The organism is Methylorubrum populi, assembly GCF_002355515.1.
Taxonomy (GTDB): domain Bacteria; phylum Pseudomonadota; class Alphaproteobacteria; order Rhizobiales; family Beijerinckiaceae; genus Methylobacterium; species Methylobacterium populi_A.
Map to the genome: position 1 here is coordinate 4,411,448 of NZ_AP014809.1, position 23,968 is coordinate 4,435,415.

Annotated in this window: 18 protein-coding genes and 1 pseudogene; 6 read left to right on the forward strand and 13 right to left on the reverse strand. The window is 70.6% G+C overall.

Translation table 11 applies throughout. The annotated features are described in order from the left end of the window. Positions 1 to 233: 233 nt before the first annotated feature. The 5 genes and pseudogenes from MPPM_RS29040 to MPPM_RS20485 all read right to left on the reverse strand — a co-directional run. Positions 234 to 1,976, reverse strand: a pseudogene (locus MPPM_RS29040) (UvrD-helicase domain-containing protein); the annotation flags it as partial. Between the two features lie 37 nt (positions 1,977 to 2,013). After that, a complete protein-coding gene (locus MPPM_RS20465; protein ID WP_096486625.1) occupies positions 2,014 to 2,646 on the reverse strand; it encodes a hypothetical protein in 633 nt (210 codons plus the stop codon). After that, positions 2,643 to 3,335 carry an RNA polymerase sigma factor gene (locus tag MPPM_RS20470; protein ID WP_244573370.1) on the reverse strand — a complete coding sequence of 231 codons (693 nt, stop codon included), beginning with the start codon at positions 3,333 to 3,335 and terminating at the stop codon, positions 2,643 to 2,645. The genes MPPM_RS20465 and MPPM_RS20470 overlap by 4 nt, the downstream gene beginning before the upstream one ends. A gap of 483 nt (positions 3,336 to 3,818) precedes the next feature. Next, positions 3,819 to 4,199: a hypothetical protein gene (locus MPPM_RS20475; RefSeq protein WP_238307873.1), complete on the reverse strand. Its 381-nt coding sequence runs from the start codon at positions 4,197 to 4,199 to the stop codon at positions 3,819 to 3,821. A gap of 1,447 nt (positions 4,200 to 5,646) precedes the next feature. After that, positions 5,647 to 6,459, reverse strand: a complete 813-nt coding sequence (locus MPPM_RS20485) for a hypothetical protein (RefSeq protein ID WP_238307872.1) — start codon at positions 6,457 to 6,459, stop codon at positions 5,647 to 5,649. Between the two features lie 257 nt (positions 6,460 to 6,716). Here MPPM_RS20485 and MPPM_RS20490 point away from each other — a divergent pair, with 257 nt between their 5' ends. Next, entirely contained in the window at positions 6,717 to 7,268 is a 552-nt protein-coding gene (locus tag MPPM_RS20490) for an asparagine synthase-related protein (protein WP_096486630.1), read from the forward strand. A gap of 156 nt (positions 7,269 to 7,424) precedes the next feature. Here the strand turns inward: MPPM_RS20490 and MPPM_RS20495 are convergent, their stop codons facing one another. Together MPPM_RS20495 and MPPM_RS20500 are read right to left on the reverse strand one after the other, a co-directional pair. Beyond that, positions 7,425 to 8,336, reverse strand: a complete 912-nt coding sequence (locus tag MPPM_RS20495; protein ID WP_244573371.1) for a YdcF family protein — start codon at positions 8,334 to 8,336, stop codon at positions 7,425 to 7,427. Further along, positions 8,333 to 10,609, reverse strand: a complete 2,277-nt coding sequence (locus MPPM_RS20500) for a Wzz/FepE/Etk N-terminal domain-containing protein (protein ID WP_096486631.1) — start codon at positions 10,607 to 10,609, stop codon at positions 8,333 to 8,335. The genes MPPM_RS20495 and MPPM_RS20500 overlap by 4 nt, the downstream gene beginning before the upstream one ends. Positions 10,610 to 10,837: 228 nt before the next feature. On the opposite strand from MPPM_RS20500, the gene MPPM_RS20505 reads away from it, so the two are divergent. Genes MPPM_RS20505 through MPPM_RS20525 form a run of 5 tightly spaced genes read left to right on the forward strand, consistent with a single transcriptional unit; the run spans position 10,838 to position 15,939 of the window. Next, the gene (locus tag MPPM_RS20505; protein ID WP_096486632.1) at positions 10,838 to 11,554 is read left to right on the forward strand and encodes a nucleotidyltransferase family protein; all 717 of its coding nucleotides are present in this window, start codon (positions 10,838 to 10,840) and stop codon (positions 11,552 to 11,554) included. 1 nt (position 11,555) lies between these two features. After that, entirely contained in the window at positions 11,556 to 12,740 is a 1,185-nt protein-coding gene (locus tag MPPM_RS20510; RefSeq protein WP_096486633.1) for a DegT/DnrJ/EryC1/StrS family aminotransferase, read from the forward strand. A 59-nt stretch (positions 12,741 to 12,799) separates the two neighbouring features. Next, entirely contained in the window at positions 12,800 to 13,552 is a 753-nt protein-coding gene (locus MPPM_RS20515) for a sugar transferase (RefSeq protein ID WP_096486634.1), read from the forward strand. Positions 13,553 to 13,609: 57 nt separating this feature from the next. Next, complete coding sequence (locus tag MPPM_RS20520) at positions 13,610 to 14,617, forward strand: SDR family NAD(P)-dependent oxidoreductase (RefSeq protein ID WP_096486635.1); 1,008 nt, start codon at positions 13,610 to 13,612, stop codon at positions 14,615 to 14,617. Continuing rightward, complete coding sequence (locus tag MPPM_RS20525) at positions 14,614 to 15,939, forward strand: polysaccharide biosynthesis/export family protein (RefSeq protein WP_162296274.1); 1,326 nt, start codon at positions 14,614 to 14,616, stop codon at positions 15,937 to 15,939. The genes MPPM_RS20520 and MPPM_RS20525 overlap by 4 nt, the downstream gene beginning before the upstream one ends. Before the next feature lie 178 nt (positions 15,940 to 16,117). Here the strand turns inward: MPPM_RS20525 and MPPM_RS20530 are convergent, their stop codons facing one another. From MPPM_RS20530 to MPPM_RS20555, 6 genes are all read right to left on the reverse strand, one after another. Continuing rightward, positions 16,118 to 17,548, reverse strand: coding sequence for a right-handed parallel beta-helix repeat-containing protein (locus MPPM_RS20530; protein WP_096486637.1), 1,431 nt, complete (start codon positions 17,546 to 17,548; stop codon positions 16,118 to 16,120). Then, complete coding sequence (locus MPPM_RS20535) at positions 17,545 to 18,597, reverse strand: glycosyltransferase family 2 protein (RefSeq protein ID WP_157914221.1); 1,053 nt, start codon at positions 18,595 to 18,597, stop codon at positions 17,545 to 17,547. Before MPPM_RS20535 ends, MPPM_RS20530 begins: the two co-directional genes overlap by 4 nt. A gap of 88 nt (positions 18,598 to 18,685) precedes the next feature. After that, positions 18,686 to 19,858, reverse strand: a complete 1,173-nt coding sequence (locus tag MPPM_RS20540; RefSeq protein WP_096486639.1) for a glycosyltransferase family 4 protein — start codon at positions 19,856 to 19,858, stop codon at positions 18,686 to 18,688. 12 nt (positions 19,859 to 19,870) lie between these two features. Continuing rightward, positions 19,871 to 21,040: a glycosyltransferase gene (locus MPPM_RS20545; RefSeq protein ID WP_096486640.1), complete on the reverse strand. Its 1,170-nt coding sequence runs from the start codon at positions 21,038 to 21,040 to the stop codon at positions 19,871 to 19,873. Further along, the gene (locus tag MPPM_RS20550; RefSeq protein WP_096486641.1) at positions 21,040 to 22,545 is read right to left on the reverse strand and encodes a phenylacetate--CoA ligase family protein; all 1,506 of its coding nucleotides are present in this window, start codon (positions 22,543 to 22,545) and stop codon (positions 21,040 to 21,042) included. The genes MPPM_RS20545 and MPPM_RS20550 overlap by 1 nt, the downstream gene beginning before the upstream one ends. Positions 22,546 to 22,746: 201 nt before the next feature. Then, entirely contained in the window at positions 22,747 to 23,778 is a 1,032-nt protein-coding gene (locus MPPM_RS20555; RefSeq protein ID WP_096486642.1) for a glycosyltransferase family 4 protein, read from the reverse strand. Positions 23,779 to 23,968: the final 190 nt, after the last annotated feature.

The following is a 23,968-nucleotide window of genomic DNA, read 5'->3' on the forward strand; positions in this document are numbered from 1 at the left end:
GCGAAGCCCCCGCAGACCTCTCGCAGGCGCCGCAGCGGCGCCGTCGCCGAGGGGCCGAGGCCGGGGATGGCGTCGGCGGCGGCCAGCCAGTCGAGGGGCGGCCCTGAAGCGTCCCTCAGATGGGCGGCGACCGCGGCGACGTCGCCGAGCTCCATCTCGAACCCCGGCATCGTGGCGACGCGGACGAGCGTTGCGGCGCGGGGATCGTGGAAGAGTGCGAGCAGGCAGAGCAGCTCCTTCACCTCCGGCCGTTCGAACAGCGGCCCGAGGTAGAGGACCGGTACGTCCCGGGCGATCAGGCCTGCGGCGAACTCCGCGAGGCGGTCGTTGGTCGTGCACAGGACCGCCTGTTCGCGGTAGTCCACCCCCGCGGCCTTCGCCTGCGCCGCGGAGGCGGCCACCAGCGCGACCTCGTCGTCGGGGGTGCCGGCGTCGTGCAGCACCGGTTTGAGGCCGGACGCCCCCCTGTCGGGGGCGAGGCCGAGCTCGCCGAGCGGGCGGAAGGCGTCGACGCTCGCGGCGAAGCTCGTGAAGGTGTCGATGATCTCCTTGCGCGACCGGTAGTTGACGTCGAGCGCTCCGAGGGTCGCCCCGGGATAGTGCGCCCGGAACGCGGCCATGCTGGCCGAGGTGGCGCCCCGGAACCGGTAGATCGATTGGCGGGCGTCGCCGACGACCCACAGCCGCTCGCCCTCGTCGGCCGCCAGCGCCCTGATCAAGCGCACGGTGGCGAGGTTGACGTCCTGGTACTCGTCGACGAGCAGGTGGCGATGGCGGAGCGACAGCGCCTTGGCCACGTCGGGATGCTCGGCCGCAAGTCGCACGGGCCTCATGACGAGGTCACCGAAATCGAGGGCATCGGCCTCCGAGAGCAGCCTCTCGTAAGCCTCGTAGACGAGGGCTTCCTCGTGCGCCCGCTCCGCCCTCAGGCGCGTCGCGTCGTCCGTGGCGGCACGCTGCATCGCATCGGCCAATTCACGGTAGCGCACGTGGTCGACGAGTTCGTCCTTGGCGCGGGAAATGGCCGAGAGGATGTTCGAGAGATCCTGCACCGGGTCCCAGAGGTCCCGGTAGTGCGCCAGCGGCAGGCTCGGCAGAACCCCCTCCAGCATCGTGATGGCCGTGGGCTTGTCGACGAGCTTCGGGCTTGCGCTTCGTCCGAGGCGTTCGTGGAAGCGTCGGATCACGTCCAGCCCGAACGCGTGGAAGGTGCCCGTCCAGACCGAGGCGGCCGCCTCGGGCCGCGACAGGGCGAGCCGATCCATCAGCTCGGCCGCCGCCTTGTTCGAGAAGGTCAGGACGAGGATTCCGTTCGGGTCGATCCCCTCGTCGACGAGGCTCTCGATCCTTCTGACCAACGTGCGGGTCTTGCCCGTCCCGGGCCCCGCCTGGAGCAGGTAGGGGCCGCCACGATGGGCGACCGCCGCATCCTGGCTCGGGTCCGGCCGCATCGCGGCCGCGGGGGCGGGGGCGGCGTCCGGCACGACGGGAAGCAGTAGCGCGTCCAGCAGTTGCTGGGTCACCACGTCCGGGCAGATGCCGAGCCGCCCGGCGATGTCGGCGACGCTCATCCCGTCTTGGTGATGGCGCCGCGCGACGGCTCGCGGCAGCACCAGTTCGCGCGCGAACAGGTCGGCCTGGACCTCGCGGCGCTCCCCACGCCCGTAGTCGGCCAGCCGCTCGACGGCGATGCCGCTCTCGGAGGATCGGCTCGGGTCGGTATGCGTAGTGACGACGGGAGCGGTCCCGCCGTGCATCACCACGTGCCCGAGCTCATGTCCGAGCAGGAGCGCATCGCCTCCGGGGGTGCCCGTCTCGCCGTACAGGATGCCCTTCGACTTCGGGTCGAGCCGTGCCCGGCCTCCGTTCAGGGAGACGTCGCCCGCGTGGACGGGCTGGTGCCAGAGGCCGTGGCCCTCAATGGCCCGCACGGCAAGGTCGAACGGCTGCCAGGGATCGGCTCCCTCGGCGACCATCTCGGCATGGATGCGGGCGGCCTGCTTCCGCCCCGCCTCAATCGGATCCACGTTCGGCCTCTGCCATCGCGAGCAGACGCCGCCGTTGATCCGCCGTCAGGCCCGAGCTCGCCACCGCCTCCTCGAAAGTCTGCTTCACGCCGACCTCCGGCTTGCCGTCGGCCTTGGCCATCGTTCCGGCCGGCATGGATGCGGGGCGCTCCAACAGGGCGATGACCGTGTCGACGCCATGCCCGACCTCGTCCGCGATGTCCCGGGCCAGCGCCTTGGGGAAGGACGCGGCCTCGATCAGGCCGTCCCGGACCTTGATCAGGAAGGCGGGTGTCACTCCGAGCCGGGCCGCGAGCCGTGGGAATGACGGGCCGGCGAAGCCCGCGAAGACGTCCGGCGAAGGCTCGACCACCGCGCCGGCCCGGGTCTTCGCCGGGGGGCTGGCGATGCCTGCCTGGAAGCGAGCCCATGCCGACGACACGGTGCGCGCCGTCGCGGCGTCAGCCGCGGGGACCGGCCGCGAGGGTTCCAGCACCAACTCGACCGCAAGGTCGGTGAGCTCGCGGCGGAGGTCCGGGTACTCCTTCGTAAAGGCCTCCAACCGCTTCGGGGTGGGTTCGCCTTCCGCCGCGAAGGTCATGAGGATTTCTTGCGCGCGGTGCGAGGGGCTGGTCGTCATCGTCTCTCTCCGAGTTCCCGACGCAGCGTCTCGTACGCATTCCTGAGGCGATAACGTACCGCCCGGTCCGAGACGCCGCAAAGCTTCGCTATGGTCTCCGTGTCTCCTCCCTCGATGCGGTGGCCTTCGAGGAAGAGGGCTACGGCCTCCCGTTGAAGGGGTGGCAGACGGTCGATCGCGCGAAGCAGCTCGTTCCGGAAATGTTCTTTTTCCTGTTCGGACCCGTCGGCGGCGAAGGCTTGGCTGATACGGTTCGTCAGGTCCGGGACGGCATCCCCTTCACCGTCGCCCATGTCTTCGATGTGGTCGGTCCCCTCCGCCTGGCTTTCGGAACGCCGCAGCACGCCGATGCGCAAGGCGGCCATGGCGCGGGCGAACCGCACCTCGAAGAAATCCAGCTTGATGCCCGGAGACTGCCTGTCCTCGACGAGGAGATCGACGAGGCGGTTGACGACCTCGGTCCGCAACTCCTCCGCGTCGTAGCGGCGGCTGGTCCGGATCGAGCCCTTCAGGGAGCGCTCGACCCTCTCGATCAACACCTCGAACAGTCTCTGGAAACGGGTGTCCGTGTTGTCGTGGCGTGTCGAGCGCAGCAGATGGACCAAGCATTCGCTCTCGACGTAGCCGGGCGCCTTGGGGTCCTCCGCCCGTGCCTCACGCACGATCCCATCCAGGTCGAGGGCGGCCAATCGGTCGAGGGCGGCTTCTATCGAAGGGGGGCGCACATACGGCTCTCCCTTCTTGGTTCGTCGGTTGAGCGGGGGAGCCATCGCGAAGTCGGGATCAAGCCATGGAAACGGGGATCGCCCGGCTCACGTGGCTACTTAGAGTGGCCGAAATTCGGCAGCGCCGACACGGTTGTGCAATGGCTTGGGGATCTTGCGCGCCGCCATGAACTCAATCGCCCCAGGATATCGAGGAGCGGAATGCCCGCTCCGGCGGGGACCGCGGGTTCGAGACGGCGGGCCTCGTATCGTCGGCGCCGACGCAGCCGATGATGGGCGCTCAAGGTGTCGCGGGCCGGCTCGGCGGAGTAGTCGCTACCCCGATCCAAATCAGGCTCATCCGACGCGCGGGGGCACGGCGGCAACCCTCTTCCCCGAGCGCGACCGTGAGGCGTCCGCCTCATGCCCGGGAGGGCGCAACCCGGCGCCCTCCCGACACGCGGTCTCCTACCGTCGCGGACTTGGCTCCCGCGGACCGCCGAGGGTGTGGACCCAGGGCCTCTCGGGGGGGCGCCGCGCCTTGGAGCCGACCAGCCTTTTGCGCTCCGACGGCGGCGGCAGGACCTTGACCGACGGCGGCCCGAAGAAGGCGAGTTGAACGGCCAGGGACGTGCCCATGGCGAGCTCCTGGTCGACGGCCGCCAGACGGAAGGTGCGCCCCGCCACCATCGCTTCGATCTGGCGAAGGTCGGCGGGGTCGACCACTGCGGCGACCTCGAAACGGCCGCCGGGATCCTCGCCATCCAGGAACTCGATCCACTCGTCGGACCGGTAGGCGAGGCCGACCACCATCAGGTCGGCCCCGGCAACCTTCGTCGGCGGATACAAGGGTTCGGGCACCCCCGGGCCGACGGCCGACGCGCCGGCGTCATCGGGCGTCTCCCGCGCTTCGCGTGCGGGATCTCGATCATGCTTCGTGTTCAATGACAGCTCCGCGCTGGCGACGCACGGCCGGTCGATGCCTGTCGGCTGGCGTCGTTCGAGCCGGAGCGGAACGGGGACTCTTGCCAAGGGCGGCGGGAGATGCGAATCCACTGCCCATGCGCCGAAGCGCCCGTTTCCGTCCTCGGCGGTTCGGGGTTGCTGACCGGGGTGCCTTTGGCCTCGTGAGGGCGCACCCCGGTCGATGGATCGCAAGGAGGCGTGTGTGGGCGGCTACCCGCACACGCCTACCTGCGCGACGGCGGTTCCGGCACGGTCATTCCCTTACTCCTGGTCGGCTCGGGCCGATGCGGCCCGGGCAGCGCCTTGTACCGCGAGCACGGCCCTGGGAGTCAAGTCTGGACCCCGCCTTTTACTGCAGGATCGGCCTGCGATCTGCTATGATCGCGAGATGATGCTTGATTGAAGCAGGACATCAGAGGGACGTCGAAGCATTCCAAGGATCGAATAGCCTATTCTTTCGGATTTGATATTGAAATATGAAAAAGATCAATCCGGACAGCCACTTATGCAGAATGCCCGACCAATGAGGCGACGGAAGGAGCAACGACGCAATCCTTGCCCCCTGCTCCGGCAATCCTTCGCTGGCGGGTGGAGGAAACCGCGGGCAGGCTTGGCACGGCCGCACCGGCCTCAAGGGCGATCCGCGTGTCGGAAGCGGGGCAGCTCCTGGTGCGCGATGTGGGCTTCGTCGGCCGCCGGTCCCATCCGGCCCAAGTAGCGAGGCGGCCAGGGCGACGGTGGCACATAGCCGTCTCCGGAGCGGCCGGTGCCGCGCGAAGGCGTCATATCCGGTTGGATGCCCGGCGCGCGATCCGGGGGGAGGGCCCGCGCTTAGCCCTGCGGGCCGTCTGCCGGGGGCGTGCCTTCCCCGAGCGGGGATACTTTTTCCGCCTGGTGGTTGCCGGACACCGTCCCGGCACGCTTTCTCCGGCTCCCGTGGTCGCCCGGAGCGCCTGCCGCGGGGGTCCCCAGGATGGTCGCGGCCGTGAGGCCCGTCAGCGGTCGGTCCTCTGGCCGCGCGCCGGCCCCATAGCCGACAACGGTCAGTGCAGCCGCGCAGATCGCCGTCGCCGCAAGGATCGTCATGAGGAGCCTCATGACGGCTCAACGGGCAATCAAGCTCGGCCGTTCCGTGGCCGCGGGGCAGACGCGTTCCGCCACGGCACGGACCAGTGCCTCGGACCTTGGGCGGGGCGCAGCGGGCTCCCGATGCACCGTGGCCGGCTCGCGTCCCTCCCGGAACCGGATCGGGCAGGGGCGGAGCGGTTCTTGAGACCGGATCGGCGGGTCAGGTGCCGACGCACGGTCGCGTAGCGGGAAGCGATTCCGGCTATCGACGTCCGGCGGCGGATGCGCTGCCCGTCGGCCAGGATGCCGTCGGCAGTTCCGGGACGGCGTCGCGACAGGACCTGGCAATCCTCCGCATGCCCCGATCCCGCCTGTTGGAGGCGGCCGGCGATGCCGGCGTACCCAGCGCCCGTTCGATGTCGACCAGTCGATCCGCCAGATCGGACAGGCGTCCGGCCAGGGCTTGGTCAGCCGGATGGGATGCCGGGGACATCAGGTCGGACATCGTCGCGAGTTCGACGGCGGCCGCGTCGGGAACCGCAGCGGCGACCTCAAAGGTCGCCGCCAGCAGGATCCCGATGCGTAGGGTCTCAAGCGTCGGAAGCCCGCGGTCCATGGCGGCCTTCACGGATCGGCCGGGCAAAGGCACCCGGACCGGCAGCGTCCTCGCGGCGGCTTCGGTGCCGCGTCCCTGCAGGCCATGCTTGGGCGATGCGGCAGGCCCATGAGGCCGCCCCGCCCCGAACGTCAGGAGCCACGGGCGCCGCGCGCAGCAGTCGGATGCGTTCCGACGTTTCGCGCCGGACGCGAGCTCTCCGCCGTCAGCGTGACCGGCGGACCGCCTAGCGCGCCTGGCTTGCAGGGGGTCCCCTCCGGAGACCACGGCCACGTCGAGGTGGGTCCAGACGCCGCCCTCATGCAGGAAGCCGAGCGGGGCGACGAAGGCGACGTCGGCTTGGCCGCCGACCGCGGCCCGCGCGAGCGTCGCGGACATGTCCGCCCGGGATGCCGCCGCGTCCTCCATGGATGGACCGCAGGTCGGCCGCCCGATCTCGTGTCCGTCGATGACGGTCATGAACCGTCCTACGCACGCGAGCCCGCAGCTGGCCAGCAGCGCGGCGTAAAGAGCGGAACCATCGTCAGAAAAGAACCCCACGACCATTGCCACCTCCGTCAGTGCACGCTCGAACCTCGTCCCTCAGCGACGCTTATTTATACCATCGGTATAATATCTGCGACAAGGTGGAGGTGGCGCGGAGCCGACCCGAAGCCGCCATGAAGGTTACCGCAAACCTCCAGGATGCAGACAAATGACCTTGGGTCACGTCGCGTGTGTGGGAGCGATGGGCGCGCAGCCGCGGCAAGTCGACGACCCTGCGCCAGCAGGATCTGGATTACCGCCTCTACCTGCCCGACGACGTGCTCGTGAAAGTCGATCGCGCCTCGATGGCCCATTCCGTCGAGGTGCGGTCCCCGCTTCTCGACGTGCGCCTGGTGGAGTGGGCTGCCCGCCTGCCGCGCGCGGCCCTGCTCGATGCGCATGAGGGCAAGCTCCCGCTGCGCGCGCTCGGCCGGCGGCTCCTTCCGGAAGCCGTCGAGCGCGGCGCCAAGCGGGGCTTCGGCGTGCCCCTCGACGCATGGTTCCGCGAGCCCTCGGGAAGGGCGCTCGTGCGGGAGCGGCTGCTGGACGGGCGCGGGATGGACCTCGGACACTGGGACCACCGAGGCGTGCGTCGCATCCTGGACATCCACGGCGCAGGCACCGGGCGGGGCTTCGGGGTCCTCCTGTGGCGCCTCCTCATGCTGGAAGCCTGGACCAGGCAGCACGCCGCGCCGACGCGGCCCGTGGAGGCCCGGACGGCGAGTGCCCCAGCCGCGGCCTAGCGCATCGTGCTGGATACCGGATCCAGCACGATGCGCTAGGAATCTGTTTTTGCATCATCTTTTTCCGAAAGCCGCAAACCACCTTTCGGGATGATGCTCTAGGCCGCGCTCACGCCCGCGCTCCTGCAAGGTGAGGCGGCACGCTGATCCGGTCCGTCAGAGCCCCGTCGAACATCGGTGGTCCGGCGCGAGGCGAGGACGGTGATCCCTGTTGGCCTGTAGCGACGGCGGCGCATCGGCGGCGGGTGCCGGAAAGAGGGCATCACTGTGCCCCGTCAGGCGGTAGACGACCAAGCCGGCCCATTCCTTGGCGGCCACGTCGAGCAGGTGCAGCCCGTCCGCCGCGTGCCCGAACGTGAACCGGGTGGCGAACGGCCCCGCTGTGCGGAAGTCCACGGGGTAAGGCTCGAGTTCGAGGCCAACCCGGCGGAAGGCGCCCATGGCTCGGGGCATGTGCCACGCCGAGGTGACGAGCAACCAGCGCTCACCCGGGTGCGGCTCTAGCAGCCTGCGCACCTCGGACGCGTTCTCGGCGGTGGTCCGCGATCGGGCCTCGACGGTGATGCGTGCCGGCGCGATGCCGATCCCCTCCAGGTAGGCGGCCGCGAGCACGGCCTCGGGCGCCCGCGCCCGCCTCCCCGGCGGGGACGGGTCGCCGCCGGTGTAGACCAGGCGCGCCTGCGGGTAGCGGTGAGCGAGGGCGATCAGCGCCGTGATGCGCTCGCCCGCGTCGTTGAGCTCCAGACGGCCGCGGGTCCGGGACGTGGTGAGATCGATCCCACCCGAGAGGACGATGATGCCGTCCACTGGCCGGGTGTCGCCGGCCCGGGCCGGGAAGCGCTGCTCCAGGGGCAGGAGCGCCCAGTTGGCGAGCGGCGTCAGTCCCGAGAGCATCGCCAGCACTCCGGCCCAGGCGAGCCCGGTCCCGATCCGGCGCCGGCCCAGCGCGGCCACGGTCAGCCCGAGGAACGCGAGCCCAGGAAACAGGTTCGATGGGGTTATCAGCCCCCAGGTGAACCGTCCCCACAGGGAGAGGAGCGCCTGAGCCGCCTCCAGGGCCCCCGTCACGCCTCTGCTCGCTTGCGCGGAACCGGGGATGGCCCGGGCTCGACATCCGGGCGCGCTTCGGACGCGGCGGCCTGCTTCGGGATCGGGGCGGAGGGCTGCGGGGCGGTTCGGCGCGACCGGTCCCGCCGACGATGGGCCCGGAAAAGGTGCTCGCCGACGTCACCCAGGCGGTAGCGGGCATGGGCCTTCAGGTTGACATCGGTGAGCACGGCGAGGACGGCGCGCTCGCCCGGGGCTGGCCCGTCGCCCGCGAGGGGCATCGGACGGCGCAGGAGGCGCAGCGCCTGGTCCGCGACCTGGCGGTCCGTGCGACCCCAGGCGAGCGCCAGCAGCGCGGCGTCGGCGTCATCCGCGACCAAGCGCGCCTGCGCGGAGGCCAGCACGGGCGGGGCGTCCACCACCACCAGGTCGTACTGATACGCCAGAACCTGCCTGACCCGGACGGAGCGGTCGCCTCCCAGGCCGAGCACGAGATCGCGTCCGACGCCCTCGCTGACGGGCCGGTCGATGCCGAGGGCCGGATCGCGCGCGAAGGCGGCGGCGGCCGAGAACGACTTCAAGGCGACCCCGCCTTCGGCTAGCGGGTGGGAGGGGAAGTCATGTCCCAGGGCGGCGTCGTCATCCCAGCGGACCAGAAGCACGCGGCGCCCATCCTTACGGGCGCGTACGGCAAGGGCGGTTGCCAGTTCCGCTTTGTCCTCCTCGCGCGCGCATGCCGTGATCAGCACGACGCAGGGGGAGCCGGGCCGGCCGCAACGGTGAAGGAGTGTCGACGCGAGCGAGCCGACTGCGCGGCCCCAGGGCGAGCGCGCGTCGTCGGCCGCGGCGCCGGATGCCGTCACGACCGGCGCGCGTGGGACGAGGCCGAGACAGGGGATGCCCAGCCCCTCCTCCACCTCGCGCTCGTTCCGGTAGCCCTTGGCGAGTCGCTCTCCCAGTAGCGCGACCATCGCGCCCAGGATGCCGAAGGCCACCAAGGCAGGGACGGCCACCACAACGGGATGCAGGGAGTTCGGGCGCGTGGGCACTGAGGCCGGAGCGACGACCCGGGCGGCGGCCGCGAAGGCGGGCTGGGGCTTGCTCGACTCTTCCAACTGGCGCTGCTGCTCGGTCAGGTTCCTGCGGGCCGTATCCAGGCGCAGGTCCAGGGCCTGCCTCTCGATGCGCCGGTCAACAGTGGCGCCCTGGACAGCCTTGAGCTCGGCTAGCCGCGCCTCGAGCGCGTCGGCCTGGAGCCGGACGACCCGGATCTCGTCGACGGCGGCCGGTGCCCCGGCATCCCGCTCGCGCGAGGCGATCTCCGAGCGCAGCAGGACCAACTGGTGGGTGATCTCGGAGACGGATTCCTCCTCCCGGCCGGGGACGGCTGCCCCGTTCTCGATTTGGAAGGCGCGCACCAGCCGCTCGGCCTCTCCAACCTCCGCCCGGGCCTCCTCCACCCGCTGCTCCTGGAAGTCCCGGCGACCTGCGGCCTCCTGCGTCCGGCGCTCGCCCAGTTCCCGTACGTGGCGGGTCACCATGCCGTTGGCCACAAGCGCCGCCCTCTGCGCGCTGCGGTCTTGGAAGCTGACGCTGATGATGCTGGACTGGCGCTCCTGGCGCACCAGCATCGCCGCCCGGGCCTGGGCAGGCCCGAGGTCGGTCGACGGCATCTCGGCCTCTGGCTGCACCGGGCGGGACGCCAGGCCTAGTTCGCGCGCGGCGTCGCGCAGCAGGAATCTGGCGCGCTCGACGAACGAGGGATGGGCCCCAACGGCTGCCGACGCCTCGATGTATTGGGGCTCGGCAGCCAAGTCATCGAACACGCGCCTGAGGCGGGCCTCGGAGGTGAGAAGGATGATGTGGGTGTCCACGACGGGCGCCAGCAGGCCGGCGGCGACCTCGGAGGCGGCCGGCTCGACCATGACCTGCGCGGTCGCCACGTAGGAGGGCGGCAGGAGAGCGGACAGCGTGCCCGCCAGCAGCGCCCCCGCGAAGGCCACGGACCCGATGAGGCGCGCCCGCCGCCTGAGGACCAAGAAGAGGTCGCGCATCCGGAGGCCATTCTCGGCGTAAGCGGCGGACGGCGCGGGAGCGGGGGCCAACCCCGGAACAGGACGAAACCCCGTGCGCTGCTCCTGCACCTGGAACGGCGCCTCGTGGCGCGCCTCCCCCGGCCCGACGATCTCCCTCAGCGCCGCGATGGTTTCCCTGGTCGTCCCCGGCTCCCGCAGCATCGCCTGTTCCCTCTGGCGCGCGCCGCGCGCGATGTCGCCTGCCTCGTTCACGCTCACGGCTCCTTCCCCACCCGCTCGCCCGGCGCGCCGTCCCCGCCGCACGCACCGGAGCCGCAGCGGGGATGCGAGCGATTTGAGGCTAGAGCGCAGGGCGGGTCCGAAAGTGACGGCCGTCAGTTCACGCGGTCTACGAGCCCCCTAGGGTCGCTTCAGCCGACTGGGGCAGCTTGGCCGGCATGTCGATCGGGACACGTCGATCGGGACACGTCGAACGAGGAGGATCACGTGAAGGCGGTCATCCAAGCGGGCGGACGGGGCACGCGCCTCATGCCCTACACCTCGGTTCTGCCTAAGCCGCTCATGCCCATCGGGGCCAAGCCGGTCCTCGAACTCCTGGTGAAATGGCTGCGCCGCAACGCCATCGAGGAACTCTACATCACCACCGGATACCTCGGACACCTCATCCGCAGCTTCTGCGGCGACGGGCGCCAGTGGGGCCTGCATATCGTCTACACCGAGGAAACCGAGCCGCTCGGCACCATCGGCGCGCTCACGCTGCTGGAGAGGCACCTGGACGAGACCTTCCTCGTCCTGAACGGCGACGTGCTCACCGACCTCAGCCTGCGGACTTTCACGGGTATTCACCGCGCCCACGGCCACCCCTTCACGATCGCCACCGCGTGCCGCTCCAACAAGCTGGATTTCGGGGTCATCGAGGACGAGGACGGCGTGGTCACGAGCTTCAGTGAAAAGCCGGTGCTCACCAACAGCGTGAGCATGGGCATCTACTGCATGGAGCCGGAAATCTTGGACCATATCCCCCGCGGGATGCCCTTCGGCGCGGACGACCTCGCCCACTGCCTGCTGGCCAAGAACGTCCCCATACACGTCTACAAGCACCAGGGCCTGTGGCTCGACATCGGTCGGGTCGAGGATTTCCACAAGGCGCAGGACATCAGGTGGGAAGAGCACGCCCCGTCCCTCATGGTCGTGGGAGCCTGACATGATGAGCTTGGCCTTGCGGACTCCAGAGGCCTTCGATCCTGCCCCGCCCAATCCCGCACCCGAGGCACCTAGGCTTCTCGTGGCCGAGCCGTGCCTCGGACTCGAAGAAAAGGCCGCGCTGGCCGAGGTCATCGACGGCGGCTGGATCACCATGGGCGAGCGTGTGCGGGCCTTCGAGCGGGCCTTCGCCGACGCGCATGAGACCGAGGACGCGGTCGCGGTGAGTTCGTGCACCGCGGGGCTGCACCTGATCATGCACGCGCTCGGGCTCGGGCCGGGCGACGAGGTGCTGGTGCCCTCTCTCACCTTCGTGGCGACAGCCAATTGCGTGCTCTACGTGGGCGCCACCCCGGTCTTCGTCGACATCGCCAGCTCGGATCTGCCGTTGATGTCCCTGGAGGATGCGGAGGCCAAGTGCACGGCGCGCACCCGGGCGGTGATTCTGGTTCACTTTGCGGGCTATCTGGTCGACCCCGAGCCCTGGCGGGCCTTCGCCGCCAAGCACGGCCTCGTGCTGATCGAGGACGCCGCCCATGCCGCCGGCCTGCCCGGCGCGGGGACGTTGGGCGCGGCCGCGGCCTTCAGTTTCTACGGCAACAAGAACATGACCACAGCGGAGGGCGGTATGGTCGTCGCCCGCGACCCTGCCCTGCGCGAAGCCGTCCGCCAAGCCCGCGGTCACGGCCTGACGACCGGTACGTTCCAGAGGCTGAACAGCCGCACACCGACCTACGACGTCACCATGCTGGGCTTCAACTACCGCATGGACGAGATGCGGGCGGCCGTGGGCCTGGTCCAGCTCTCCCACCTCCCGGAGTGGAACGAGACCAGGCGCGCGCTGACGCGTCTCTACCGGAGCCTTCTCCGGGCAGAGTGCCCGGAGGTGAGCCTGCCGTTCGAGGACGGACGCCCCTCCGTGCACCACATCATGCCGGTGCTGCTGCCCGCCAGTGCCGACCGGCAGGCGGTCATCGACGCGCTCGCGGAGCGGGGCATTCAGACCACCATCCACTACCCGCCCGCGCACCGCCTCTCGTTCTACCGCGCGCACCAATCCGGCATCACCCTGCCCGCAACCGAGGCCTTCGCGGCCCGGGAACTGACCCTGCCGCTCCACCCCCGCATGAACCAGCACGATGTTCGCCGGGTCGTTACCGCACTCCGCGAGGCGCTCGTCGCCTGAGACGTCGCCTGAGACCCGGCCTACTGCGCCTGGACGCCCTCCCGACACGGAATAGCTCCATGACCGAGGTTTCCATCGCCCGATCCCGGCCGACCCTGGCCTTTCCCCGGCTCCGCACGGACGAGGCCAGGCAGCGCCGCGCCTTCGACCTCATCGTGGCGGGTTTCGCCGCCCTCCTGCTGGCGCCCGTGGCGCTTCTCGTCGCCCTCGCCATCCTGCTGGAATCGGGGCGGCCCATCCTGTTCGCGCAGGTGCGCCTCGGGCGCGGTGGGCTGCCTTTCGTGATGTACAAGTTCCGGAAGTTCGGCCCGAGAGCCGGTTCCGGGGGCAGCCCACTGACCCTGGAAGGGGATGTCCGAATGACCAGGGTCGGAAAGGTCCTGATGGCGACCAAGCTCGACGAACTGCCCCAGATCTGGAACGTGCTCCGGGGCGACATGGCGGTCGTCGGCCCCCGCCCTGAAAGCCTGGCGTTCGCGGATTGCTTCCATGACGGGTTCGAAGAGGTTCTGGATCATAAGCCGGGCCTTCTGGGACCGTGCCAGATCCTGTTCCGCAGCGAGAGCACACTCCACGCAAGGAGCGTCGACCCACAGCGCTTCTACCGTGAGGTGCTGTTCCCCGCCAAGGCGCGCGCCGACATCGCCTACTTCCGCACCCGGACGCTCGCCTCCGACTTCGGCCTCACCCTCCGGGGGGGGCTGACCGTCCTGGTCCCCGGTGTCGTGCCTGAGACTGCCCCGGACGGCACCGCCCTCGTCCCGATCCCGCCCGGAGACGCGGGTCCGCCAGTCCAGGGCACAGCAGCCTGACGAGGACGTGGGAGAGACGGGCCGGCCTTGGATCGCGAGAGCTTGAGGGAGACCATCATGGATTATGCCGACGCCAGGGTCCTCGTGACCGGAGCGGACGGGTTCATCGGCTCGCACCTCGCGGAGGCGCTCGCGCGCCGAGGTGCACAGGTGACGGCGCTGGCGCTCTACAACTCGTTCGACAGCCACGGCTGGCTGGACGACGTGGCACCCGAGGTGCGTAGCCGGCTCGACCTCGTGCGCGGTGACGTGCGCGATGCCGCCTTCGTCGGACGGCTGGTGCCGGGGCACGACGTCATCTTCCACCTGGCGGCGCTCATCGCCATCCCCCACTCCTACGCCGCCCCCCAGGCCTACGTGGACACCAATGTCACGGGCACGCTCAACGTGCTGGAGGCGGCCCGTCAGCACGGGACCGGGCGGGTCGTCCACACCTCCACGAGCGAGGTCTACGGCACCGCGCTCACCATGCCGATCCGAGAGGACCATCCCCTCCAGGGCCAGTCGCCCTACTCGGCCTCGAAGATCGGCGCCGACATGATGGCGGAGGCCTTCGCCCGCTCCTTCGGCACGCCCGTGGTGACGCTGCGCCCGTTCAACACCTACGGTCCCCGCCAGAGCGAGCGCGCCATCATCCCGACCGTGATCCGGCAGGCGCTGGACCCGGCCTGCGAGACCGTCACGGTCGGTGACACCTCGCCCGTGCGCGATCTCACCTTCGTCGCCGACACGGCGGCGGCGTTCCTGGCGGCTGGAGTCGCCCCCGACGTCGAGTACGGGTCCGCCTACAATGCGGGAAGCCAGCGGCGGACGTCCATCGGTGACCTGATCCGCCTCGTCCTCGACCTGACCGGCTGCGACAAGCCCGTGGTACAGGACACCCGCCGCATGCGGCCGGTCAATTCCGAGGTCCGGGCCTTGCTCGCCGACCGCGCCCGCTTCGAGGCGGTGTCGGGCTGGCGAGCCCAGACCAGCCTGCGCGAAGGGCTGGAGCAAACCATCGCGTGGTGGCGTGAGCGCCTTTCGGCCGGGCGGGTCCGGTCTCAGATGGACTACATGACGTGAGCCGGCTTCCCCACTCCCGAGCGATGAGGGCACGGGCCTGCGCCGGAGCCGTCATCGCGCTGACGACGCTGCTGGCTCCCCAGGGCGCCCGGCCCGAATCCCGGCCTTCCCCCGAGGCGCAGGCCGCCGGGCCCCGGATCCTTCAGGCATACCGCCTGCAGCCCGGCGACGCGATCGAGGTCGCGGTGGCGGGCCAGCCCGACCTGCGCGCGCGCGCGACGGTGCAGATCGACGGCACCATCTCCCTGCCCGCCATCGGCACGCTCCTGGTCGCAGGCGAGACCACAGGCGAGGTCATGGCCAAAGTCGAGGCGGTGCTGGCCTCCCGCCTGCTCCGCCGCCAGCGCACGCAGGCCGCCGACCGCCTGCCCCTGCTCCAGCCCGGCGACGTCGCGGTCACGGTGGCGGAGTACAGGCCCGTCACGGTGAGCGGGGACGTCCTGACCCCGGGTCAGTACGCCTACCGCCCTATGATGACCGCGCGCCATGCCATCGCTGTGGCGGGGGGGGCGAGCTCGGTGCGCGGGCGCGTCGGCTCCCTCTCGGAGGGGGTCGAGGCGGAGCAGGGATACCGCACGGCGCAGATCAACTTGGTCAAGGAGCACGTCCACCTGTGGCGTCTCGCGGCAGAGATGGAGGGCGCGGAGACGTTCAAGGCCAGGCCGATCGACGCCGTCCCCGTCCCGCCCAGCCTGGTGGCGGATCTCGTTCGGACCGAGATTCGATCGCTGCAGGTGGCCCAGGCCGAAACGCGCGCGGAGCGGGACTACCTGGTCAACGCCGCCCGGCAGGCGGCCGAGCAGATCGCCACCCTCACCGAGCAGGAGGTGCAGGAGGAGCGGGGGCTGAAGGCCGATATCGAGGAACTCAACCGCACGAACAACCTGTTCGGAAACGGCAACCTGACGAGCCAGCGCGTGGCGGACGCCCGACGCGCCGTCTTGCTCTCCTCCACGCGGCGGCTCCAGACCGCGGCCAACCTGAGCGAGGCGAAGCGGCGGCGGGACGAGATGGCATGGCGTCGCGACCGCATCGACACCCAGCGCGAACTCCTCTTGCTGAAAGAGATCAGGGATGGCCAGGCCCAGGTCGCGGACCTGAACGCCCGTCTGGAGGCGTCCGCGCGCAAGCTCGCGCTCATCGGGCGGGCGCAGTCCCTGCAGACCGCCGCCCTCGGGCCGCGGCCAGACGTGGTCGTGGTTCGGCGTAACGGCGCGGCCTTCGACCGCCTGACCGCAGACGACGATTTCGAACTCCAGCCCGGAGACGCGGTGGAGGTGATCTTCCGCAGCGAGACCCCCGGGGCATTGGCGGCGCGCTGAGGAGCCTCGGCCGGGACGATGGGGAGCGGCAATGCCCCGGAGGTCTCGCTGCGGACGGCCCGCCTCGGATCGGGTCAGGTCCGGCAAGCGCTCGCCCTCCGGACCTGACTGACGGTGCGGCCCCCTCGTTCCCGTCACCGGGGGGAAGGCCTCCCTTTCGACGGGCCCCCGGCCCCGATCAGCCGGCCGGGTAGGCACCCAGGTCGGGCATTTCCGACACCCGCAGCTCCGTGGGGAGGCCATCTCGCGTCCCGTGCCCGATGAGGCAGCCGCCTCGGGTCGGGCGCAGGAACCCCGAGACGGGCAACGTACCGCCGGGCCCGCGTGGGCCGCGCGCCACGGCGTCGTCCAGCGAGGCGAAATCGGTGGCGGTCAGCACGAGCCGTGGCTCGAACAGGTTCCAGGGCCGGCCGTTGCGCAGATTGCAGCGCTCGACCGCTTTGCGGATCAGAATCTCGTTGCGGCCCTGAGTGGCGAAGGCGACGTTGTTGCCCAGCACCGTGTCGGGGTGGTTCACGAAGACGAAAGCGTAGCCCGGATCGCCCATCGCCGGATCGACATTGCGTGCGTCGTTCAACGAGACGTTGTTCCACACCTGCAGCGGCTCGATGCCGCCGGCCGAGCCGTTGTCGTCGAAGCCGTTGGACTTGTTCGCCCAGGAAAGGTTTCGGATGACCGTGTGTCCGCCGTGGCGCGATTGCGCGCCGCGCCGGCGGCCCCCGAGTTTGAACCCGTTACCGTCCCCCTTCGGGGCCATTGCCCCGTCGGACCGATACCCGTTCTCGAACGACCAGTTCCCATCCACGAGATAACCCGTCACCCCGCGGGCATCGGCCGCTTGCAGCGTACTGAAGAAGTCGAAGCCGTCGTCGCTGTTGCGCCAGGCCCGGTTGCCCGCGATGAGCGTGCCGACGCTGTCGGCGAGCGAGACTTGAAAACCGTCGGCGTTGCTGCCCGTGGCGCCCTCGCCGCCGCCGTGGTTGCCGAACGCGTCGCAGTTCCGCACCACGTTGCCGTCGCCGGAGCCGTAGAGGCCGAGTCCGACACCGTGCTCGTCGTTGAGCCAACCGTTGTCGTGGAAGCGGCATCGCTCGGCCCTGAAGCCGGGATGGGAACCGTTGACGTGGCAGCCGCCCAACGGGCCGTTGCGCACCGTGAGCCCCGTCACCTCCACATAGGGTGTGTCCCAGAACACGATCGGGAAGCCGCCGGCCGTGCTGCGCGACGGCCAGGCCTCGTAGGCCCCGTCGGACGGACGTAGGTCGCTTCCATCGATGACGGGCGTCTCGCCCGGAAACGCCTCGATGCGCAGCGGCTGGCCGGGGAGGCCCCCGCCCCCGGCGAGCAGCCACCCGGAGGTCCGTCCGCCGAATCCGTACACGCCGCCCCGGAGCACGATGGTGTCGCCTGCCCCCGCCCTGGCATAGGCGTGCGGCAGCGTGGCGAACGGGCGCTCGGGCGTCCCGTGACTGGGCCCGTCCCCGTCCTCGCCGCCCGGGGCGAGATGGAACGCCTTGTGCTCGCGGGCGTGCAGGAGAGGGGGGGCAGCGACCGGCCCCGCGAGCAGGAGCCCACCGGCGCCCAGGAGAAGGCGGCGGCGGGTGGTCATCGGCTCTCCTCCACGCGGGTGCGCGTGGCCCCTTGCTGGGGCAAGAGCCGCCGCACCCGGGCGCGGCCCTGGCCGAGGAGCCCCTCCAGCGTGCCGAACCCGTAGGCGATGTGCAGGGTGGCGAGCACCACCGGCAGCGCGAGGAGGGGGAGCCACGACCCGCGCTCCTCACCCCCGTCCCGACGCCGGGCGGCGAGGCCCGTGGCCACCAGAAGCACCGCGCCGTAGACGGCGAGGAGGGAGGCCAGTGCCCAGGTCGCCGGCGACCAGGCGGGGGCAAGGGCGGCAAGCGCCGCGAGGGTGCTCACCAGAACCAGCGGCGCGACGTGGTGCAGGCCCACGGCCGCCCGATTCTCGAACAGGGTCATCGCGACCCCCTGGCCGTTTCCCCGGTACTGGCGCCACAGGCCGCCAAGCGTCTCGCGGGGGCGATAATACGCGTGCGCCGCCGAAGTCACCCACACGCCGTAGCCCAGGGCGCGCACCCGCGCGTTGAACTCATTGTCCTCGTTGCGGGGCAGATCTTCGCGCATGGGCCCGACCTGATCGACGACGTGGCGCCAGTAGCAGCCGTTCCACACGGTTGCGGTCCAGCCCTCCGCCCCCTCGCGGCGGAACTTGGCAACCCCGATTCCGAACGGGCTGAGATGCGCCGCCACGATGGCCCGCGCAATCGGCGTCCGCGCGGAGGCGCGCGGGCGGGCGATGGAGCCGACGCCCCCTGCGCCGGTACGCAGGAGCGCTTCCACGCAGACCCGGACGACGTCGGCGCGGTAGCGCGCATGCGCGTCGATGCGCATCACGACCTCGCCCGTGGCCACAACCAGGGCGATGTTGATCCCGGCCGCCGTGCCCCCCCGCTCGTTGAGGATGACCCGGACACGGGCGTCCCGGGCCGCCAGCGCGTCGAGCCTCTCGCGCGTGCCGTCGCGGGAGCCTCCATCGACGAACAGGATCTCGCCGAGCCCGGGATAGTCCTGGGAGAGGAGATCCGCGACCAGGGCCTCAAGGCCGGCGGCCTCGTCGCGGATGGGCACGATGATGCTCACGCGCGGGCACACCGGCGGGGATGGCGACGGGTGGTCGACCAGTGCCGAGCGCGATCCCGGGGCGACGGGCCCGAGGCTGGAGGCGGGCTCAGGGGCGCGGACGGATCTCATCGTGGAGGGCCTCCAGGACGCGGGCGCGGTTCGCCTCGAGGGTATTGTCGCCCATCAGAGCGCGCCCGTTCCGGCTCAGCCGGTGACGCAGCGCCTCGTCGGTGACGATGCGCTCGATCGCGTCGGCGAGCGCGGGAACGTCGCGTGGCGGCAGCAGCAGGGCCGTGACCTCGTGCTCGAGGAAGGACGGGATGCCACCGACCCGCGTGGCGACGACGGGCAGGCCGAGCGAGAGAGCTTCGTTGATCACCTGGGGGAAGCCCTCGGTGATGGACGGCAGCACCAGGGCACCCGCCCGGCGGTAGAGGTCGAACAGCGCCGGCCCGTAGGGAACGTAGCCGTGGAACGTGACCCGGGATCCGAGGCCGAGCCGTTCGGCCTGTGCCCGCAGAAGCGGATCCGTCTGCCCGGTCCCGACGATATCGAGGCGATACTCCACGCCGCGCGCCGTCAGCCGCGCCAGGGCCGAGAGCAGGTGGGCGTGACCTTTCTCGGGCGAGAGGCGGCTGACGCAGATGAGCCGGGTCGGGTCGCCGCCCGTGGCCATCTTGGAGAACATCTCGAACCGGGCCCGGTCGACCAGGCAGGCGAAGTGGTTGGTGACCTGCCGGGCGACGCGGCCGTACTCGTCCGCCATCTCCGCGCCGACAGCCAGCACGGTGCGCCCCCGCGCCAAGCGCCTGAAATCCCATTCCAGCACCGCGGCGGCGGCAAGGGCGGCCCAGCGCTTCAGGCCTCGATGCGCCGCCATCTGCTCGACGAGGTTCTGGCGCACCACCAGGACGACGGGCACGCCGAGCGCGATGCACTCGCGGGCGATCATCTGCCCGAGCGGATGGGGGCCGCTCACCAGGAGCGCATCCCAGTTGCGGGCCTGCGCCCGGACTTCGCGCCTCACGCGTCCGTAGATGCGCGGGTCCGCGCGCCACAGCCGGTGGAGATCCGGATAGTATGGCAGCGGCAGCAGCGAGAACGTGTCCGGATCGACCGGGTAGGGTGCCCGCCGGGGCTCGGGTGCAAGGCGCCCGATGAGGGTCATCCCGCTCACCTCGCCGGCGAGGCTCTGGAGGAACAGGACGTACGACTCGTCCGTGGAGAGGCCGTGTCCGTCCCGCCAGAACACTTGATCCACGAAGACAGCCAGACGCATGGTCGCCCCTCCTCAGGCCCGCCCAGACGGGGACGGCTCGCACAATTCCCAGAGCCGCGCGGCAACCGCGGCCGGGTCGTGGTCGCGCATGACTGCCGCACGGGCGCGTGCTCCGATGCGCCGGCGCAGGCTCCCATCGGTGGCGAGGCGGGCGACGTAGTCGGCCAGTTCGCCGGCATCGTGGCCCGCGACGAGGCCGGTCTCGCCGTGGCACACCAAGTCGCCGACGGCGTTGACGCGGGTGGTCACGCAGGGCACCCCGGCCGACATGGCCTCCAGCAGCACGTTCGGCATGCCCTCGTGGTCTGAGGTGAGCAGGAACACGTCGGCGGCACAGATCAGTTCCCGCGCGTCAGGCACTCGGCCCGCAAACGTCACCGTGTCCCCGAGCCGTGCGGCCCGGACCTCCAGATCTGGGCGGCACCCCATGTCTTCGCCGGCGATGACCGCCCGGACAGGCGCGCGCGCGCGGACCAGGGCGATCACGTCCAGGAACCGCGCGAAGTTCTTCTGCGGTGCGAGGCGTCCCACGCCGACGACTAGGATCTCGCTCTCGCCGAGCCCGAACCGCGCCCGCCATTCCCGTCGCCAAGCGGCCGCCTGCATGGCGGGAGGCGTTTCGACGCCATTTGGGACGTAGACCGCCTGCTGGGCCGTGGAGCCGCGGGTGAGGAGCGTTTGGCGGGTCTCACGCGAGTTGCAGACCGCGATCGACAGTCCCGCTAGGCTCGCTTTTGACCAGAGGCCGCGGAACCGCTCCGGCAGGTCGGCGAACCCGGCGTTGCGGAACGAACCGACACGGCGCACGCCCATCCCTGTAAGCGCCAATCCATAGGGATTGGTGTAGGACGACCACGAGAAGAAACAGGCCGGGCGGTGCGCTCGGCAGGCGGCCCGGAACCGCGCCATCTTAGCCGCTGCGCTGCCACGCAGCAGCACGATGGGGACGCCGAGCGACCGGATGGGCTCCTCCCAGAATCCGAGCTCGCCCGATACGTACAGCACGGGTGCCCACCGAGCCGGGTCGCGGTGAGCCAGGAAAGCGTAGAGCTGGCGCTCGCTCCCGCCCTGGGCCAGTTGCCCGACCATCACGGCGATGGGCTCAGGCGCGCGGACGAGACCTGAAGCGGATCGCGGACGCCCGCCTGCGGGGACTGTGGAGACGGCCGGCGCCGCGGCCATCAGGCGTCCGCCCGCTGAGCCAGCGCCGCCGCCGCTGCGTCGGCCAGCGGGCCCATTGCAATGGACGGCGCGCCGCAGGCGGTGGCCAGCGCTTCGGGCTCGGTCAAGCCGTCCCGCACCGCAAGCCAGGGCCGGGTGCCCGGCGACGGAGGCGCCGCGAACGGGACCAGGTACCGGTGCTTGCCCGAGGGCAGCTTCTCGATGGTGTCGGCGAACTCGAAACTCACCTGACAGGATTGCCCGACCACCCGGCGCAGGGTGTCTCCGATCTCCTGGAGAGCGTTGGCCGGCGGCTCGGCGGCCGGAACGATGCGGATCACGACGTCGTCGTAGCCACGCTGGACCACCTGAAACATCCGGATCCAATTGCGGCTGTAGAACACACCGATGAAGTACATGAAGAAGATGCCGGGCACGGTAGCCCCATCCGGGCGCACGAAAGCGTCGTTGGCGCGGCCTGTCACCGTCTGGAGCACCTCGACCGTGGGCGTCGGGGTCGCGACCGCCTCTCCGACCGTGGCGCGATCGCCGATGCGGTAGCGGATCAGCGGCATGGCGAGGTTGGTGAGGCAGGTGACCAGCACGTCGCCCTCCTCGCCGGGGGCGCAGGGCTTCCCATCCCCGTCCACCACCTCCACCCAGTGCGTGGCCGCGAACACTTCAAGCCCGCCGCCGGGCGTGCGCTCGCCGGCGAAGCTGCCCACCTCGCGCGAACCGTAGCGGTTGTAGACCGGGCAACCGAAGGCCTGTTCGACTTCCTTGCGGATGAACGGGTAAAGCGTGCTGGCGCTGGTGACCACGCTGCGCACGCCGTGGAGTTGCCTCCCGGTCTCGTTGAGGTGGCGCGCGATCTCGTACGCGCTCTCGGCAAAAGCCTCCACCAGGACCGGGCGTCGGCGCCGAATCTGGTCCACGTGGCGCTCCATGGCGTCCGCACTCATGCGGAAGGCGTTGAGGAGAACGTGGTTGCGGGCGAAGGCGCTGACCTGGTTGCGCCAGCCCTGCGACCCTAGGAGGATGTCGCGCTCGGAGGCCCACAGCCTGACCATGGGCTCGCCGGGCCGGCGGCCCGCCCAGGCGTGATGCATCTCGATGGCGGCCAAGCCTGCCGCCTCGTAGTCCCGGTCCTGGAGCACGGCGACGGGCTCGCCCGTGCTGCCGCCCGAACAGTTCCGGTACCAGCGGCGCGAGGCTAGGTCGTCGCTGGCCAGGCTATCGAAGCGCTCCCGCAGGAAGTCCCGCGTCAGCGGCGGAATGGTGGTGAACCGCTCCAGGTCCAGCACGTCGCCGCGCATCACCCCGAGCCGAGCAAGTTCGTCCCGGTACCACGGGACGTGCCGCGCGGCGTGACGCAGCAGACGCGCCAGACGCGTGACCTGGATGTCCCGCCTCTGCTGCCGCGGCAGTTCGTGGAAGAGGCTCAGGCTCCGGCGGTAATCCGGGATGGGCGAGCGGGCGACCACGCGGTCGTAGACGGTCAGGATGGGATGACGCCAGTTCATCATGAGAGTCGACGGCTCGAGAGGGAAAGGAGGTCGGGGTGGGGCAGGGACCGAGCGGCATCCGCGGCGGTCCGAGCGGACTCGGTCCGCTCCGGTGAGCCGTCCGCGTCGTGATCGACCGGGGTCGAAGGGTTCTCCGAAAAGCAGCGCAGCGAGATTGGGCCGAGTATCGGGGCGGGGATCTGACGCCCGTCAGTTACCGTGTCAGTCTCTCGTCCGCGCCAGCATCCGCTCCCGGACGCGGTCCGGGGATGGTGCTGCTGCGGTCCGGCGGATCGGCAAAGTGTCCATCAACCCGAGAACCCGCTCCACGTAGTGCGGCAGCAGGAAGCGCTGACGCACCTCTCGCTCGGCCGCGGCTCCGAGACGGGTTCGCAACGGTTCGTCGCCAAGCAGCCGGCGCAGAGCGGCGGCGAGCGCGGCGGGGTCATCCCGCGGGACGACGATTCCGGTTTCTCCATCGCTCACGTAGTCGCGCACACCGGGCGCATCGTTGACGACCAGCGGCTTGCCGAGGGCCATGGCCGCGAGCATCGTGCCTTGCCCTGACGAGCGGTCATCACGCGACTGCATGGGCACGACCACGACGTCCGCGCCGCGCAACAGGGCGTCGTATCGTGCGGGGCTGACCGGGCCGGCCGTCACGTTGCCGGGGGCGGAGCGCAGTTGCTCCACCGTAAGGTTCGGCGCCGCGATGGTCACGGGTGTGGAGACCATCCGCGCCGCCCGCAGCATCAGATCCCAGTCGCGTAGCGAGTTGCCCCCGGCGAAGACACCGCCGCCGGTGCTACGGGAGGCAATCAGCTCGTCGTCGCCCAGCGTGCAGGACCAGAGCACCTTGTGCACGCGAGCAGGGTCGACCACCCATGTGCGAGGGAACGTCCCGACCTCGAACTCCGTCAAGACGCCGTAGTGGACGTGGTCGCCGTCAAACAGGGTGAGAATGGTGCGACAAGCCGCTCGGTCGGCCCAGTTCTCTCCGCGCCCCCAGGTTGGGTCGAGGATGACGACGTGGGGCGGGCGGCGCAGGCGGGCCACGAGGACCGCCGCGAACAGGTCCGCCCTGGAGAAGCCGTTCAGGATCAGGATGCTGTGGGTCCGCGCCGCCCGAAGGACGGCCATGAACCGCCTCGCGGAGGACGGCGGCAGGCGGACGACGTCTACGCGCTCGCGCCAAGTCGCGTTGCGCCAGGGATAGGTCGAGAAAGCCATGGCCATCAGCGCACCGTCTTTCATCTGATGCCGACCTCGGAGAGGGGCATCGGCGCCACCGTGACCGGCACGCGTTCCGGCTTGGCCTCCTCGGGGGCAGAGCCAACCTGGAGGACAGGCTGAATAGAGAAACTGACGCTCGTCATTTCAGGAGCCGACCTGCCGTCTAAGCAGGCTCCCGTGCGGGACTGCCAGGCCCGATCTCGGGGCCTCA

Bases quoted from the DNA above. Each gene is read 5' to 3' on its own strand.
- MPPM_RS20465 (WP_096486625.1), bottom strand. From the start codon at position 2,646: ATGACGACCAGCCCCTCGCACCGCGCGCAAGAAATCCTCATGACCTTC.
- MPPM_RS20485 (WP_238307872.1), bottom strand. From the start codon at position 6,459: ATGACCGTCATCGACGGACACGAGATCGGGCGGCCGACCTGCGGTCCA.
- MPPM_RS20510 (WP_096486633.1), top strand. From the start codon at position 11,556: ATGATGAGCTTGGCCTTGCGGACTCCAGAGGCCTTCGATCCTGCCCCG.
- MPPM_RS20515 (WP_096486634.1), top strand. From the start codon at position 12,800: ATGACCGAGGTTTCCATCGCCCGATCCCGGCCGACCCTGGCCTTTCCC.
- MPPM_RS20520 (WP_096486635.1), top strand. From the start codon at position 13,610: ATGGATTATGCCGACGCCAGGGTCCTCGTGACCGGAGCGGACGGGTTC.
- MPPM_RS20530 (WP_096486637.1), bottom strand. From the start codon at position 17,548: ATGACCACCCGCCGCCGCCTTCTCCTGGGCGCCGGTGGGCTCCTGCTC.
- MPPM_RS20540 (WP_096486639.1), bottom strand. From the start codon at position 19,858: ATGCGTCTGGCTGTCTTCGTGGATCAAGTGTTCTGGCGGGACGGACAC.
- MPPM_RS20545 (WP_096486640.1), bottom strand. From the start codon at position 21,040: ATGGCCGCGGCGCCGGCCGTCTCCACAGTCCCCGCAGGCGGGCGTCCG.
- MPPM_RS20550 (WP_096486641.1), bottom strand. From the start codon at position 22,545: ATGATGAACTGGCGTCATCCCATCCTGACCGTCTACGACCGCGTGGTC.
- MPPM_RS20555 (WP_096486642.1), bottom strand. From the start codon at position 23,778: ATGAAAGACGGTGCGCTGATGGCCATGGCTTTCTCGACCTATCCCTGG.